12 protein-coding genes are annotated in these 15654 nt (G+C 62.4%); 7 read left to right on the top strand and 5 right to left on the bottom strand.

The annotated features are described in order from the left end of the window. Positions 1-9 precede the first annotated feature (9 nt). From AWB82_RS08045 to AWB82_RS08035, 3 genes are read left to right on the top strand one after another with little or no spacing between them, the layout of a single operon-like run. Positions 10-1881: a DUF262 domain-containing protein gene (locus tag AWB82_RS08045; RefSeq protein ID WP_086966620.1), complete on the top strand. Its 1872-nt coding sequence runs from the start codon at positions 10-12 to the stop codon at positions 1879-1881. After that, a complete protein-coding gene (locus tag AWB82_RS08040) occupies positions 1878-5000 on the top strand; it encodes a type I restriction endonuclease subunit R (RefSeq protein WP_086966619.1) in 3123 nt (1040 codons plus the stop codon). Before AWB82_RS08045 ends, AWB82_RS08040 begins: the two co-directional genes overlap by 4 nt. After that, complete coding sequence (locus AWB82_RS08035) at positions 5000-5716, top strand: M48 family metallopeptidase (RefSeq protein WP_086966618.1); 717 nt, start codon at positions 5000-5002, stop codon at positions 5714-5716. The genes AWB82_RS08040 and AWB82_RS08035 overlap by 1 nt, the downstream gene beginning before the upstream one ends. Positions 5717-5757: 41 nt before the next feature. On the opposite strand, the gene AWB82_RS08030 is transcribed toward AWB82_RS08035, so the two are convergent. Further along, positions 5758-6759: an aromatic ring-hydroxylating oxygenase subunit alpha gene (locus tag AWB82_RS08030; protein ID WP_235023212.1), complete on the bottom strand. Its 1002-nt coding sequence runs from the start codon at positions 6757-6759 to the stop codon at positions 5758-5760. A gap of 222 nt (positions 6760-6981) precedes the next feature. On the opposite strand from AWB82_RS08030, the gene AWB82_RS08025 reads away from it, so the two are divergent. After that, positions 6982-8076 (top strand): GGDEF domain-containing protein, encoded by a 1095-nt coding sequence (locus tag AWB82_RS08025; RefSeq protein WP_086966616.1) that lies wholly within the window; start codon positions 6982-6984, stop codon positions 8074-8076. A gap of 18 nt (positions 8077-8094) precedes the next feature. Here AWB82_RS08025 and AWB82_RS08020 read toward each other — a convergent pair whose 3' ends face one another. From AWB82_RS08020 to flhF, 3 genes are read right to left on the bottom strand one after another with little or no spacing between them, the layout of a single operon-like run. Then, entirely contained in the window at positions 8095-8826 is a 732-nt protein-coding gene (locus AWB82_RS08020; protein ID WP_086966615.1) for an RNA polymerase sigma factor FliA, read from the bottom strand. Positions 8827-8844: 18 nt separating this feature from the next. Next, positions 8845-9762 (bottom strand): MinD/ParA family ATP-binding protein, encoded by a 918-nt coding sequence (locus AWB82_RS08015; protein WP_086966614.1) that lies wholly within the window; start codon positions 9760-9762, stop codon positions 8845-8847. Next, entirely contained in the window at positions 9755-11524 is a 1770-nt protein-coding gene (gene flhF / locus AWB82_RS08010; RefSeq protein WP_086966613.1) for a flagellar biosynthesis protein FlhF, read from the bottom strand. Before flhF ends, AWB82_RS08015 begins: the two co-directional genes overlap by 8 nt. A gap of 308 nt (positions 11525-11832) precedes the next feature. On the opposite strand from flhF, the gene AWB82_RS08005 reads away from it, so the two are divergent. The 3 genes from AWB82_RS08005 (at position 11833) to AWB82_RS07995 (ending at position 14413) form a co-directional block, all read left to right on the top strand. After that, entirely contained in the window at positions 11833-13524 is a 1692-nt protein-coding gene (locus AWB82_RS08005) for a thiamine pyrophosphate-binding protein (RefSeq protein ID WP_086966612.1), read from the top strand. A gap of 78 nt (positions 13525-13602) precedes the next feature. After that, positions 13603-13866 (top strand): PepSY domain-containing protein, encoded by a 264-nt coding sequence (locus tag AWB82_RS08000; RefSeq protein WP_086966611.1) that lies wholly within the window; start codon positions 13603-13605, stop codon positions 13864-13866. A 25-nt stretch (positions 13867-13891) separates the two neighbouring features. Then, positions 13892-14413 carry a cytochrome b/b6 domain-containing protein gene (locus AWB82_RS07995; protein ID WP_235023211.1) on the top strand — a complete coding sequence of 174 codons (522 nt, stop codon included), beginning with the start codon at positions 13892-13894 and terminating at the stop codon, positions 14411-14413. A gap of 48 nt (positions 14414-14461) precedes the next feature. On the opposite strand, the gene AWB82_RS07990 is transcribed toward AWB82_RS07995, so the two are convergent. Next, complete coding sequence (locus tag AWB82_RS07990; RefSeq protein ID WP_086966609.1) at positions 14462-15607, bottom strand: branched-chain amino acid ABC transporter substrate-binding protein; 1146 nt, start codon at positions 15605-15607, stop codon at positions 14462-14464. Positions 15608-15654: the final 47 nt, after the last annotated feature.

The raw sequence follows: 15654 nt of genomic DNA, 5'->3' as shown, positions 1-15654 counted from the left end.
GGACACGCCATGAGCGCCATCACACCGCATTACCGCAGCGTGCAACAGTTATTGCAAAGCCAGTCGTTCTCCATCGACGAGTACCAGCGCGAGTACAAGTGGGAAAAGGAGAATATCGACGAACTGCTGTCGGACCTGCAGGCCAAGTTCTTCAGTCAATACAAGCTGGGCGACGAGACCCCTGCGGTCAGCGGCTATGGCGAGTATTTCCTCGGCTCCATCATCGTCAGCAAGCGTAATGGCAAGAACTACCTAATCGATGGCCAGCAGCGGGTGACCTCGTTGACGCTGCTGCTGATCTGCCTGTACCGTGCCGCGGAAGCCCAGGATTTGCCGGTGTCCAAGACCATGGCGCCGCTGATTTTCAGTGACAACCTCGGCCAGCCCAAGTTCAACCTCGACATCCCCGAGCGCTTACCCGTCATCCAGGCGTTGTTCCAGGGCAAGGACTACAACCCGGAAGGCAAAGACGAGTCCATTCAGACGATGTACGCCCGTTACGGCGACATCGAGGCCAACGACTTGTTGGTCGATCTCGGCGACGCGCTGCCGCACTTCATCTACTGGCTGCTGACGCGCGTGGGGTTGATCGAAATCGCCACCGATAACGACAACTACGCCTACGCAATCTTCGAAACCATGAACGACCGGGGCAAGCCGTTGAGCCCCGTGGACATGCTCAAGGCTTACCTGCTGGCTCCCATCGACGAGCCTCAGGCCCGCGTACAGGCCAACCAGACCTGGAAGCAGCAGGTGCTGGAGCTGATCTCCTGGGGCAGCGGCCACGAGCCCGAGCGCGACGCCAACTGCATCAAGGCCTGGCTGCGTGCGCAGTTCGCCGAGACCATGCGCGAACGCAAGGCCGGCGCCGTAGACAAGGACTGGGAGCTGATCGGTTCGGTCTTTCACCGCTGGGTACGCGATCACAGCGTGCAACTCGGCTTGGGCAACGCACAGGCCAACCAGAAGCTGATGACCGAGAGCTTCCCGTTTTTTGCCAAGGCCTACCGGCGCATCCTCGACGCCAGTCGACACTACACACCGGGGCTCGAGGCGATCTATTACAACGCCCACAACGATTTCACCTGGCAGGGCACGGTGCTGCTAGCACCGCTGGTGGAGACAGACGACGATGACGCCATGCGCCGCAAGCTGGCCGTGACGGCCACCTATCTGGACATCTGGCTGATGCGTCGCGTGGTGAATTACATTCGAGTCGGATATTCGAGCGTGTCGTATGCCATGTGGCTGCTGTGCCGCGACATCCGTCGCAAGCCTTTGACCGAACTTGTTGAGGTCCTGACCCACAAGCTGGCCGAGGACGACGTAACCTTTGCGGGCAGCTCAGCCCGAGGCCGCACGGGCATCGACGGATTGGGCCTGAACCAGTTCAGCCGCCGCTACATCGTCCACCTGTTGGCGCGCCTGACCGCCGCGACCGAGGCCGGTGCGGGACGCACTGAGTCGTTCGACAAGTTGGTCAACCGCGAGGTCAAGAACCCGTTCGACATCGAGCACATCTGGGCCGACGACTTCGAGGCAGTAAAGGGGCACTTTGCAGACGAGCAGGAGTTCCAGGAGTGGCGCGACCACGTCGCCTCGCTGCTGTTGCTGCCTGCCGACGTGAACCGCAGCCTGCAGGCCAAGCCGTTCGCCGGCAAGCGCGCACATTACGCCAAGCAGAATTTCTATGCGGCCAGCCTCGACGCCAGCGCGTACCTGCATCAGCCGCAGTTTCAGCAGTTCGCTGCTGTCCACCATCTACCGTTCAAAGCTTTTGACCAATTCACCAAGAAAGAACAGCAGGCGAGGCGCGATCTGGTGGCAGCCTTGATGGAACACGTATGGTCACCTAAGCGATTGCGCGAGGCGGCCATATGATCCAGCCGCTTCGTCCCGAACGGATCACTCAAAACCGCATCGTCAAGCGGATCTGCGCGTCAGTGCCGGTTGGTGGCCTGGGCTACGCCAACTTGGGCAATTGGAGCAAGCGGGCGGAAAATCGATGCATCGAATCAGCGTACCTACGCGATAATTTGAAGGCGCGCGGCTATTCGGACCTTCATATCTCGCAAGCGATCCAGATGCTGATGGCTGCGGCGGACGCCACCGGCATCACGCTCTATCAAGCCAACTTGCGGACCTACCAGCTTTTGCGCTACGGCGTGCCGGTGCAAGTGGCGGCAGGCGTGCCGCATGAGACGGTTCACCTGATCGACTGGGCCACACCGGAGAACAACCACTTCGCACTGGCCGAGGAGGTCACCCTGAAAGGTGGGCACGAGCGGCGCCCCGACATTGTGCTTTACGTGAATGGGATAGCGCTGGCGGTAGTGGAACTTAAACGTAGCTCGGTGGACATGGCCAACGGTATCCGCCAGCTCATCACCAACCAGGAAGATATCTTCAATCTGGGCTTCTTCAGCACGGTGCAGTTGGTGCTGGCTGGCAGTGATTCGCAGGGTCTGCGCTATGGCACCACGGGCACACCGGAGAAGTTCTTCGTCGAATGGAAGCATCACCAATTAAGCGGTGAAAGTACCGAACCATCCGAAGGTGAGTTGCTCGACGGGCCGCTCTGTCAAATGCTGGACCCAGCTCGGCTGCTGGACCTGCTTCGCAACTTCGTGATCTTCGACGCGGGTCAGAAAAAGGTCCCACGATTGCATCAATTCGAAGGTGTGAAGGCGGCGCAGGTGCGCATCAAGAAGCAGGAAGGCGGCGTGATCTGGCACACCCAGGGCAGCGGCAAGAGCATCCTGATGGTGTTGATCGCCAAGTGGTTGCTGGAACACGACCCGGATGCACGCATTTTGGTGGTGACGGACCGCGATGAACTGGACAAGCAGATCGAGGGCGTCATGAGGAACGCCGGCGTCATCGGCGCGGAGGCGCCGTCGCCCCGCATCCAGTCGCGCAAAGATCTGGTGGAAAAGCTTGGCTCCGCATCGCCGCGGCTAATGTGCGCGCTGATTCACAAGATCGATGCAACCAACCTGAAGGGCGAGCCCCCCGAGGTAGCGGGCCGCTTTTATGTGTTCGTGGACGAATGCCACCGCACACAGGGTGGCGACATGAACAAGCAGATGAAGCGCTGGCTCGCCACTGCGATCTTCATTGGCTTCACCGGAACGCCGCTATTGCGCCGCGACAGGCAGACGACCCGCGAGGTGTTTGGCAGCTTCATCCACACCTACAAGTTCAACGAGGCGGTGGCCGACAAGGTAGTGCTGGACCTGAAGTACGAGGCCCGTGCGGTGCCGCAGCGCCTGACCTCACCCAAAGCGGTGGACGAGTGGTTCGAGAAGGCCGCCAAGGGCCTCAACAACTACCAGAAGTCGATGCTGCGCAAACGGTGGGCCACGCTCGAAGAGCTAATGAGCTCGGGCGAGCGCAAGCAGCGCATCCTGGCGGACATCATTCACGATTTTGGCGTTCGGCCCAGGCTAAACAACGATCGCGGCACGGCCATCCTGGTGGCGGCCTCGATCTACGACGCCTGCCACTACTACCGGCTGTTTCAGAACACGAACTTTGGCAAGCACTGCGGCATCATCACGTCGTTTGAGCCGAAGCACAACGCCATCTCGCAAGAGCCCAAGGACAGTGACGAACGCTACAAATTCGACACGTACACCCGGCACGTGCTTAAGGCGAAACAGACCACCACGCAGTACGAGACAGAGATGAAGCGCCGGTTTATCGAGGAGCCGGCCAACCTGAAATTGCTGATCGTAGTGAGCAAGCTGCTGACCGGCTTCGACGCGCCCAGCTGCACCTACATCTATCTGGACAACGAGCTGCGAGAACATAACCTGTTCCAGGCTATCTGCCGCACGAACCGGCTGGACGGCGAGGACAAGGATTACGGTTACATAGTCGACTACAAGGAGCTGTTCAGCAAGGTGCAGGACGCGATTGCGGTCTACACCTCGGATGAGCTGGACACAGAGTCCTGTGGCGACGACGGCAACCCGATCGTCAAGGACTGGCGCGACGAGGGCAAGGCCAAGCTCGATGCGGCACGCGAAGGGCTGATCTACCTTTGTGCGCCGGTCAAGCAACCGCAAGGTATCGAGCAGCACATTCATTACTTCTGCGGCAATGCGGCAGACGCCGCTGCCTTGGACGACACTGAACCGCTGCGCATTGCCTTCTACAAGGCAGTGGCAGCCTACGTGCGTGCCTATGCAGATCTGGCACAGAACTTGGATGAAGCAGGCTACAGCGCGCCGCAAATCGAGATCTTCGAGAAGGAAACGGCTTTCTACAGCGAGGTGCGCGCTGCGATCAAGAATCACTCTGGCGAAGAATTGGACACGAAGCCCTTCGAAGCTGACATGCGTCACCTCATTGACACATACATCCAGGCCGATCCGGCAGATTTGCTGGGCGACTTGAGTTCGCTGTCCTTGACCGAACTGATCATCGAGACGGGCATCCACGATGCAATTGCCAGAAAACTCAACGAAAAGGGCAAGCTGTCACGTAACGCGATTGCGGAAGGCATCATCAACAACGTTCGCAAGACCATCATCCGAGATCAGTTGACCGACCCGAAGTACTACGAGCAGATGTCCACGTTGCTGGAAGACCTGATTCAGCAGAAACGTGACGACACCGATAGCTACGAGCAGTTTTTGAAGGACGCCGAGGCTCTGGCCAAGAAATTGAGCAATCAAGAGCAAGACAGCAAGAAGCTGCCGACCGCGCTGCATGGCAACAAGGAGGCGGGCGTTCTCTACAACAACTTACCCAGCGTGCTGGCCGCCGCTGTGCCGGAAAACACCGCTGCGGAACCTACGCCAACCTATGGCGACGAGTATCTGGCTTTGGCACTGATGCTTGACAAGACTATTCGTGAAAAAGCGCCGGCAGGCTGGAAAGGCGACTCCACGCGGGAGGCCCAGGTGCTGAACGCCATCTACCCGATCATGAAGAGGAACAAGGCCGCCACCATGGCCATCTTCGAGATTATCAAGAACCAGCCAGGATATTGATGAGCGAAGAGATTACCTTGGGTCCGCTACGGATCGATCTGATCCGCAAAGACGTAAAGAACGTGCACCTCACCGTGCACCCTCCCGAGGGGCGCGTGACCTTGGTGGCGCCGCTGAGTACCCGCACGGAAGTGGCGCGGGCCTATGCGATCTCCAAGCTCGCGTGGATTCGCCAGCAGCAAAAAACGCTGAAAGCCCAGGCTCGCGAGACACCGCGCCAGTTCCGTGAGCGTGAGACTCACGAGCTATGGGGCCGCCGCCACCTGATGACCGTGGTGGAGGTGGACGTGAAGCCCTTCGTCAAGCTGGACCACAAGCGCATCACGCTCTCGGTGCGTCCGGGCCACGACCTAGCCAAACGCGCCGAGGTGATGCACGCCTGGCACAAGTCCTTGATGCATGCACTGGTGCCGCAATTGATCGCCAAATGGGAGCCGAAGCTCGGTGTGCACGTTTCGAGCTACTTCTTGCAACGCATGAAGACCAAGTGGGGCAGCTGCAATCACCGCGCAGGCAACATCCGTCTCAACACCGAATTGGTGAAGAAGCCCAAGGATCTTGTTGAGTATGTCGTTTTGCACGAGATGCTGCACCTGCTAGAGCCGACACACAGCGGTCGCTTTGTCGCACTGATCGACCAGTACTGGCCACAATGGCGCGAGTCGCGCGCTGAGTTGAACGCTCTGCCGTTGGGACACCAGAGCTGGAGCGAGTGACATCCAGTTATCAAGGCGCCTTGATCGCCCGCTTCGACGACTCAGCCCTCCCCAACAATATCCGACTCAGCCGCTTCGCCCCTCACCGTCCCCCACCCAAACCCCATCCCCGCCAGCCACCGTCTATAAGCCACCGCCATCCGATCGCACTTCTGATGCAACTCCGCATCGAGATCGAGCGGCAGACGCCGGGGCCATTGCGACTCCACGATTGGCGTGTCGTGCATCAGGATCTCCATATTGAAGTCGTAAAGCGCCTGATCGGAATGCGTGGAATCGTCCTCGTGAATGGAAACGAGCCACGCGCGCGTCTCCGTCTGCGTAACCGGCGACGCCGCCAGCATGATATGCAGCGCGCCCTGCCCGCCCGACGCCATCTTCGTGAGACTCGCGATCAACGGCCGCTTCACGCGATACACATAATCGATCATCGCGCCGCCGCCTTGCCCCGGCATTCCAGCGGGCTGCCAGTATCGGCATTGCCGCGCTTCCAGACCTTCAGCGCTCGCGACCACTTCATAATCCGGCACTTCCGTATGCGTCTCTTCGCCCAAAATGCCCGCATGCACGAACGAGAAATGCGCCATATCCAGAAAATTCTCAACGATGCGCGGCGCCGATGACTTCACCGTCTGCGGCGTGAGGTTGATTCGCCGGCCACCGGCAATCGCGGCTTCGGGAAAGAAATCGAGCGCATAGGCGGGCTCACCGAAGCACATCCATACGACACCGTATTTCTCCTCACACACGAAAGTCGTCGCGCACGCGCGCTTCGAAGGACGCAACGACGGATTCGACGGAATCCGCAAACACTGTCCTTCGATGTCGTAACGCCAGCCGTGATACGGACACACGATCTGATCGCGCATCACGTGCCCGAGCGACAACTGCGCGCCCCGGTGCGGACAGTAATCGCGCCAAACATGCGCCGCGCCGATGCTGTCGCGCCACACGACAATGCGCTCGTCGGCGACGATGAACCCACGCACGCCGCCTTCCGGCACGTCTTCGCTATTGCAAATCGGCAGCCATTCGGCAGTCAAAGAAATGGATTCGTCGCGCATCGCCGTGAATCAGCAAAAGTAGTTCGAAAGCCGTTCATACACGAAACACAGCGTCTTCGCAAAACGTTGCAAAATAGCGGATCGCTCGCTCGGTGCAACTCGACGCAACTCGATACAACGCCATTCAACCGATGCCGCGCGACGGGGCCGCAGTACATAACAGCAAGATAAAAGAAAGAAATCACCATCCAGGGGTTCAGTATGGAGCAGGCGCATCAACCGGCACGCCGGGCTTATGCCTTCGCATGGTCCGAGCACCGGAATCCCGAACGCGAGCAGGCCACGCTGCGGGTCTGGATGGGAGCGGCGGTTCTTCTGGCTTACGGCATTTTCGCGTGGCTGCGCCCTTCGCACGATGCACTGCTGGTCACGCGCCTCGTCGCGCTCTACGTTGCTTACGGTGGAATCACGCTTCTGATCGTGAGCCGCATGAGCGCGCCTTCGGAGAAGCGTCTCACCGTCACCACCATCGCCGATCAGACGCTGCTCGGGCTCGCGCTCGCCGCGGGCGGCGCAATCGCGCTGCCGCTCATCTGGGTGATGTTCTGGTTTCTGATCGGTTCGGGATGCCGCTACGGCAAGCGTACGCTCGCCGTGTCGTGCGCGACGGCGCTCATCATCGTCATGGCGATGGCGATCTGGCAGCCGTGGTGGCGCGCGAACCTGCCCGCCGCGATCGGGCTGGGGCTGAGCGTGCTGGGCGCATCGGTGTATTTGAGCGTGCTCGTCGATCGGCTCGGCAACGCGAATCGCGATCTGGCGCGTCAGGCATCGACCGATCCGCTCACGGGTCTGTCGAACCGGTACGCGCTCGAAAAGATCGTCGATCACGCGATGACCGCGCCCGAAGCCAATGGCGATCACGCCAGCGCGCTCCTTCTGATCGATCTCGACGGCTTCAAGGAAGTGAACGATACCTACGGCCATGCCGTCGGCGACCTGCTTCTGCAAGCCTTCGCGCAATCGCTCGCAAAGCGCATGCGCAAGTCGGACACCATCGCGCGTCTGGGCGGCGACGAGTTCGTCGTGCTCGCGCATCAGGTGCGCGACCGGGCGGAGGTGCTGTCGGTGGCCGACAACATCCATTCTGTGCTCGACGCAATCACGTCGGTGCAGGATCGGCCGGTGTCGGTATCGGCGAGCATCGGCGCGTGCCTGCTTTCCAGCGCAGTGTCCGCGCATCAATCCGGCATGACCGCCGTGTTGCGCGCCGCCGACCGCGCGATGTATCGGGCAAAAAGTCTCGGCGAAGGGAAAACCGTCTTCGCCGAGACGCGGGACTTCGAAACGAACTGAGCGGCCCCGCTTCGTCGATCAGGCCGCGACGCCCGTCCACTCCTGCTCGCGCAGTTTCGTGCGCAGACGCGCGACCGCCTGGCTGTGCAACTGGCATACGCGCGACTCGCTCACTTCCATCACCGCGCCGATTTCGCGCAGGTTCAGGCCGCGTTCGTAGTAGAGGCTCATCAGGAGCTTCTCGCGCTCGGGCAGCTTGTCGATGGCTTCGATCAGCGCGCCACGCAGACTGTCGTCGAGCAGCGCCGAAAGCGGGTCCGAGCGATCGACGCAATAGCGGTCGAGGAACGGTTCGTCGTCGGCGGAGCGGTCGAAGTCTTCGTAATAGATCAACTGGCTGCCGTGCAAGTCCTGGAGCATCGACTGATATTCGTCAAGCGGCATCTTCATGTGCTCGGCGATCTCCATCTCGCTCGCGGAACGGCCGAGGTTCTGCTCGACCTTGTGCACCGCCGATTCCACCTCGCGCGAAGTCTTGCGCATACTGCGCGGCAACCAGTCGTTCGCGCGCAGCTCGTCGAGCATCGCGCCGCGAATGCGCTGGCTCGCGTAGGTTTCGAATTGCGCGCCTTGATCTTCCTTGTAGCGGCTTGCCGCGTCGAGGAGACCGATCATGCCGGCCTGGATGAGATCGTCGAGATCGACGCTCGCCGGCATCTTGGCGACGAGTTGAAGCCCCAGCCGGCGAACGAGCGGTGCGTATTTCGTCAGCACGTCCGACTGCGAGAGTTTGCCTTGGGCGTTATACATCTTGGTCACCTATCTTGATCACATCGACGCCGTGCTGCTGAATGCAAAGTCGTGAAGCGCAGCCGCACGATGCGACGCCTCCCGCGCGCCCTGTACAGAGTCGCTAACCGGATTTCGCGCGTCTGCCTGGCCATCCGCCGCGCGCATGTATGGCGCGGGGCGCATCGGCCAGTGCAGGAGTTCCGCCGCAATCGCGCGGTAGTCGCGCGCCGCGGCCGTGGCCGGGAACGCTTCGACTGCGCAGCGTGAAAGCTCCTTCGCCCGAGCGACGCGCGCATCCTCGGACACATAACCCGCCTGCACGAGCGACACGGCCAGATACCGGCTCGCGACGCCCGACAGGTTGTCGAACGCGACCGCCGCGTCGGCCGGGTTCTGCACGTGATTGACAAGTACGCGGAACTGGCCGATCGCATGGGTGTAATGCAGACGCTTCATGCACGCATACGCCTCGGTGATCGCCGACGCGGCCACCCGCGTCACAATCAGAAAGTCATGCGCCTGCGCCGCGAGGGACGACAGCGCACCGTGGCGATCGAGCTGTGCATCGATCAGCACGATGTCCGCCGGGCCGTCGAGCAACGCGCGGCATTGCGCGGCATCGTGAACGATGCGTTCGTCGCGCGGCGCGGCGATCAGCGAGAAGCCGAACGGCGTGCGCTCGACGACATCGGTGAGCATGCGGCGGCCCGAGATCACCGAGGCGAGCGCGCCCGCGTCTTCGATGCCGACGAGCCGGCTGACCGATCCCGCGTTCCGATGCTCGTCGATCACGAGCACATCCTTGCCGTGCACGGACAGCGCCGCGCCGAGATTCGCCACCGCCGACGTGCATCCGATGCCCGCCGGACCGCCCACGATCGCCACCACGCGCGAACCGGCGCGCGTGAGCAGCCGTCGCAGACCTTCCGCCTGGTCGAGCACGAACTTATCCAAAATGCACCCCATGCAGTTCGGTCGTGGCGCGCGCGGACAATGCGGACAGCAGCGCGGGCACTTCTTCGTCTTGCGGCACGAACGGCGAGTTGTCGCGCGGAATGCAGAACGCGCTCTTGATGAGAAAACGCTTGGTCGCGACGTACAGGTTCTCCGGCACTTTCTGGCCGGTCGACACGTAATGCACGGGCAGCTTGTAGCGGATCACCGTATCGAGCACGCCGCCGAGATTCGTCGCTTCGTCGAGCTTGGTCAGGATGCAGCCCGCGAGCGGCGGCTGATCCGCCGCGCTCTTGTAGGCCTGCACGACTTCGTTGAGCGTGTCGCCGTGGCTCGTCGCGTTGAGCAGCAGAATGCGCTGCACCGGATGGCCCGCGCCGCACAGCATCGCGATCTGGTCCGAGACCATGCGATCGCGCTGGCTCATGCCGATCGTGTCGATCAGCACGATATGTTTGTTGCGCAGCTCCGAGAGCGCGAGTTGCAGGTCGGCGGCGTCCTTCACCGCGTGAACCGACACGCCGAGAATCTTGCCGAAGATGCGCAGTTGCTCGTGCGCGCCGATCCGGTAGCTGTCTGTCGTGAGCAGCGCGACCTTGCTGGCGCCGAAGCGCATCACGCAGCGCGCCGCGAGCTTCGCCGTCGTGGTCGTCTTGCCGACGCCCGTCGGGCCCATCAGTGCGAACACGCCGCCGCGCTCCATCAGCGCGTCTTCGCTGTCCATCACCGGAATATTCGATTCGAGTACCTGCTGCACCCATTCGAGCGCGCCTTCGACGTTCTCCATCTCCGGCATGTTGTCGACCATCATGCGGACGAGTTGCGCGGAGAAACCGGCGGAGAAAAGACGCTTCGTCAGCAAGCCGCCCGTCGGATTGCGACGCTGGCGCTCGCCCCACAGAAGGCCGGAGAACTGCTCTTCCATCATCGAGCGCATCGACGAGAGCTCGCTCATCACCGTTTCGTTGACGACCTGCTCCATGCGCGCGCGGATCGCCTCGGTGACGACAGCCGCCGCGTTCGCGGGCAAGCCTTCGAAAGCGCTTGCCGGCGCGGCGTTCGCGGCCGGCGCCTCGGCGTGCGGCGCGCTCGTGTTGATCTTCTGCGCGGCGCGGCGCGCGGCGACTTGCGCGGCTTCGCGCGCCCAGTCGGGCGTTTCGACCTTCTGCTCGACCGTTGCTTCCGCGCGCTTCGTTTGCTGACGCATCGCGTATTTGGCCGATTCGGCGGTCTTTTCGACGCGCGGCTCCTGCGCGGCCACGGCAACCGGCACGCCCATTCCGCGTGCGATCGCGGCCGACGCCGTCAGCGGACGGTTCGACGGCATCGACGCCTGTTGCGCGATGCGCTTAGCATGCTCGATCAGCCACGGATTCGAATCGCCCATCGTGCGCGGCGCTTCGTCGCCGAATGCGGCTTCGTGTTCGTGCGTGAACCCGGCTTCATCGTCGGCGTCGGTGTTCGCGCCGAAGACCGACGAAAACACGTCGCCGCTCGCGTAAGGATTCGCGGCCGACTGCTTCACCGGCATCGCGGCGGCGGCGGCCGCCAGCGCGGCGCGCGACGTGCCGGCCGAGCGCACTGCCTGTTCCTTCGCGGCGGGCGAGATCGACGCGATGTCGCTGTCCGCGACGCCGACGATCTCGACGGAGCCGTCGTCGAGCGTGCGATTGGACAACACCACGGCATCGGGGCCGAGCGCTTCACGAACCTGGCGCAGTGCGTCTCGGCTGTTCGCGCCGATGAATTTACGAATGTTCAAACCTGCCCCCGATGAGGTGAAACTGCGATCTATAGCCAGCGGGCCGCTTGACTCTTTGCCGTGCCCGCTTTTCAGTGAAGCCATTATTGCGAACTTGAGCCCTCGTCCATCGCTGGATAAGGGGTGAGAAAAAGGGGTATTTCGGCTGATGGAAATGGGCGGCGCGTCGCGAGCGCGCGCGGTCGCCGGAAAAAGATTCCGCTTCGCCCGTTTCCGCGCGTGGGCGCGACGGCGTAAGCTTTAGGGCGATTCGCCCACGGCCTGGGCGCATTCCGGCCGCGCCGGACAATCAAAGGAGATCTCTTCGCATGACGTCCGCTGTCCCTTCCTCACAGGATCAAACAACCGGCGCGCGACTCGTCGTCGATGCGCTCGTCGACCACGGCGTCGAGCGCGTGTTCTGCGTGCCCGGCGAAAGCTTTCTGGCCGTGCTCGATTCGCTGCGCGACGAAACCTCGCAAATTCAGACGATCGTGTGCCGCCACGAAGCGGGCGCGGCGAACATGGCCGAGGCGGTCGGCAAGCTGACGGGCAAGCCGGGCGTGGCGATCGTGACGCGCGGTCCGGGCGCCACGCACGCGTCGATCGGCGTGCACACCGCGTTTCAGGATTCGACGCCGATGATCCTGCTCATCGGCCAATGCGCGCGGGATCACATGGATCGCGAGGCGTTTCAGGAAATCGACTATCGGCGCATGTTCGGGCAGATGGCGAAGTGGGTCGCGCAGATCGACGATCCGCGCCGCGTGCCTGAATATATGAGCCACGCGTTTCACACCGCGATGTCGGGCCGTCCGGGTCCGGTCGTGCTCGCGCTGCCGGAGGACATGCTCACCGAAACCATCGACGCCGTAGCGCCCGCGCCGCGTTATCAGCGCGTGGCGGCGTCGCCCTCGGCGGCGCAGATCGAACGCCTGCGCGAATTGCTGGCGCACGCGAAGAAGCCGTTCGTGATCGCGGGCGGCAGCGGCTGGACCACGGAGGCGACGCAGGACTTCGCGCGCTTCGCCGAGCAATGGAAACTGCCGGTGGGCTGCGCGTTCCGCTATCAGGACACGCTCTCCAACGAGCATCCGAATTACGCGGGCGATGTCGGCCTCGGCATCAATCCGGCGCTCGCCGCGCGCGTGCGCGATGCCGACGTGCTCTTCGTGCTCGGCCCGCGCATGGGCGAATCGACGACGGGCGGCTACACGCTGCTCGATATCCCGAAGACGAAGCAGACGCTCATCCACGTGCATCAGGGCGCGGAGGAACTCGGGCGCGTCTACAGTGCGGATTTACCCATCGTCTCGGGCATGCCGGAGATCGCGTCGATGCTCGCCGCGCTGCAGCCGCCGTCCGACATCGCGTGGAAGGGCGAGGCGGAAACCGCGCACGCCGCGTATCTCGAATGGCGCAAGCCGCGCCCGATGCTCGGCGATGTCCAGCTCGGCGAAATCATGCGTCAGCTCGCTGGGAACATTCCCGCCGACTCGATTCTGACCAACGGCGCGGGCAATTACGCGACGTGGCTGCATCGGCACTATTCGTATCGGCATTTCCGGTCGCAGTGCGCGCCGACGAGCGGTGCGATGGGCTACGGCGTGCCCGCCGCGATCGCCGCGAAGTCGCTGTATCCGGACCGGACGGTGATCGCGTTCGCGGGCGACGGCTGCTTCATGATGTCGAGCCACGAAATCGCCACGGCGATGCAATATCGGCTGCCGGTGATTTTCATCGTCGTGAACAACGCGCAGTACGGCACGATCCGCATGCATCAGGAAAAGCACTATCCGAACCGCGTGCATGGAACGGAGCTCACGAATCCGGACTTCGTCGCGTACGCGCGCGCGTTCGGCGCACACGGCGAGCTGGTCGAAACGACGGAGCAGTTCATGCCTGCGTTCGAGCGGGCGCGCAATTCCGGCCTGCCCGCGGTGATCGAAATTCGCATTCCGCAGGATCAGAGCACGCCGGGCGCGACACTCGAACAAATTCGCCAGCAAGGCCAGCGCTAAAGGACAAACTTTCAATCTGCTTGCGACGCACTTCCGGTGGCAGTAGAGTAGCCAGTTCGAAACCACCGGGAGTTAGCGATGCTTAAGGTTCTGGCGTTGTCATTGGCGTTGGGTTTTTCGGGCGCGGCGTTCGCGAAGGCCGACTGCGCGGCGCATCCGAAGAGCGAATGGATGAAGGAGTCGGATGCCAAGGCGCAGCTTGAAGCGCAGGGCTACAAGATTCGCAAGTTCAAGGTCGACGGCAACTGCTACGAAATCTACGGCCACGACAAGAACGGCAAGAAGGTCGAGATTTATTACGACACGAAAACGCTGGCAGTCGTGAAGTCGGAAGTCGAATAAGCGTCGTTATTGGATGGCGACGCCCGTGAAAGTCTGGGATATCTGGGTCCGTTTCACGCATTGGGCCGTCGCGGGCATCGTCTTGTGGAATCTGTTCGGGCCGACGGATTCCACGCATCGGCTGCTGGGTTATATCGCGGCGGGGCTGGTTCTCGCGCGCATCGTCTGGGGCTTCGTCGGCTCGCGTCACGCGCGGTTTTCGGCGTGGTGGCCGACGCGCTCGCATCTCTTCGACTATCTGAGATCGCTGACCAAGGGCAAGCCGATCCATCACGTGTCGCACAATCCGCTCGGCGCTTTGATGGCGCTCGTCCTGTGGTTTCTGATTCTCGCGCTCGCGGTGTCCGGCTGGATCATGCGGCTCGACGCGTTCTGGGGCGAGGACTGGCCTCAGGAGATTCACGCGTGGCTAGCCATCGCGGTCGAGGTTTGCGTTTGCGTGCATGTGGCCGCGGCCGTGCTGATGAGCGTGTGGACGCGGGAGAATCTCGTCCGCGCGATGGTGACGGGCGAGAAACGCGACGCACAAAACAAAAAAGCCTCGTGACCTGAATCACGAGGCTTTTTTTCAGCTTGGCAGCTTGGCTGAGAGCGCTTACTTGCCGCCCACGCTTTGCAGCGTCGTCCACTTCCCGCCGACGACCTTATACAGCGTGATCCCGCCGTTCTTCAGATCGCCCTTCGAGTCGTACGACAGGTGCTTCGCCGTCACGCCCTGCATGTCGGTCTTCGCGAGCAACGGCAGGTACTTCGCCGGGTCCGTCGAGTTCGCCGCCTTCATCGCGTTGAACATGGCCATCGCGCCGTCGTAGGCGTACGGCGAGTACGTCTGCACGTCTTCGCTGAAGCGCTTCTTGTACTTCGCCGAGTAATCCGCGCCGCCCGGCATTTCGTCCATCGGCAGGCCGGCGAGCGATGCCACCGTGCCGTCGGACGCGTCGCCTGCGATCTTCAGGAACGTGTCGGTCTTCACCATTTCGCCCGCCATCAGCGGCGCGCGGAAGCCGAGCGTCTTCATCTGCTTGACCATCGGGCCGGCTTGCGAATCGGCGCCGCCGTAGTACACGAGGTCCGGATTGGTCGACTTGATCTTCGTGAGAATCGCCTTGAAGTCGACGGCCTTGTCGTTCGTGAATTCACGGTCGACGATCGTGGCGCCCGCCGCCTTCGCCGCCTTCTCGAACTGGTCGGCGAGACCCTGGCCGTAAGCCGTGCGGTCATCGACGATCGCGATCTTCTTGACCTTCAGATTCTTCACCGCGAACTCGCCCGCGACCGAGCCTTGCTGCGTGTCCGAGGTCATCATGCGGAAGGCCGTCTTGAAGCCTTGCGTCGTGTATTCGGGCGCCGTCGCCATCGCGATCTGGGGAATGCCCGCGTTCGCGTAGATGCGCGATGCCGGGATCGTCGTGCCCGAATTGAAGTGGCCGAGCATGCCCTTGATGCCGTCGTCGACGAGGCGCTGCGCCACCGTCGTGCCCGTGCGCGGGTCAGCCTGATCGTCCGCCGATTCCAGCACGATGCGCACCGGCTTGCCGCCGATCACCGGCTTCGTGGCGTTGAAGTCTTCGACAGCGAGCGTGATGCCGTTCTGCATGTCCTTGCCGTAGTGCGCCTGCGCGCCGGTCAGCGGGCCGGCGTAGCCGACCTTCACGTCGTCTGCCTGTTGTGCGACCGCCGTCCCCGCGAACAGGCCGGCGAGCGTCATGGCTGCCGCCAGCTTGGTCATCGTGTGCTTCATAGCTTCTCCTGGTTCCAGTGTGGATGGCAGCTTGTGCCGGGATCGCC

The sequence above is a fragment of the Caballeronia glebae genome (assembly GCF_001545035.1).
Taxonomy (GTDB): Bacteria; Pseudomonadota; Gammaproteobacteria; order Burkholderiales; family Burkholderiaceae; genus Caballeronia; species Caballeronia glebae.
This window is presented reverse-complemented; position numbering and strand designations above follow the sequence as displayed.

Bases quoted from the DNA above. Each gene is read 5' to 3' on its own strand.
- AWB82_RS08035 (WP_086966618.1), top strand. From the start codon at position 5,000: ATGAGCGAAGAGATTACCTTGGGTCCGCTACGGATCGATCTGATCCGC.
- AWB82_RS08000 (WP_086966611.1), top strand. From the start codon at position 13,603: ATGCTTAAGGTTCTGGCGTTGTCATTGGCGTTGGGTTTTTCGGGCGCG.
- AWB82_RS08045 (WP_086966620.1), top strand. From the start codon at position 10: ATGAGCGCCATCACACCGCATTACCGCAGCGTGCAACAGTTATTGCAA.
- AWB82_RS08020 (WP_086966615.1), bottom strand. From the start codon at position 8,826: ATGTATAACGCCCAAGGCAAACTCTCGCAGTCGGACGTGCTGACGAAA.
- AWB82_RS08040 (WP_086966619.1), top strand. From the start codon at position 1,878: ATGATCCAGCCGCTTCGTCCCGAACGGATCACTCAAAACCGCATCGTC.
- AWB82_RS08005 (WP_086966612.1), top strand. From the start codon at position 11,833: ATGACGTCCGCTGTCCCTTCCTCACAGGATCAAACAACCGGCGCGCGA.
- AWB82_RS08025 (WP_086966616.1), top strand. From the start codon at position 6,982: ATGGAGCAGGCGCATCAACCGGCACGCCGGGCTTATGCCTTCGCATGG.
- AWB82_RS07990 (WP_086966609.1), bottom strand. From the start codon at position 15,607: ATGAAGCACACGATGACCAAGCTGGCGGCAGCCATGACGCTCGCCGGC.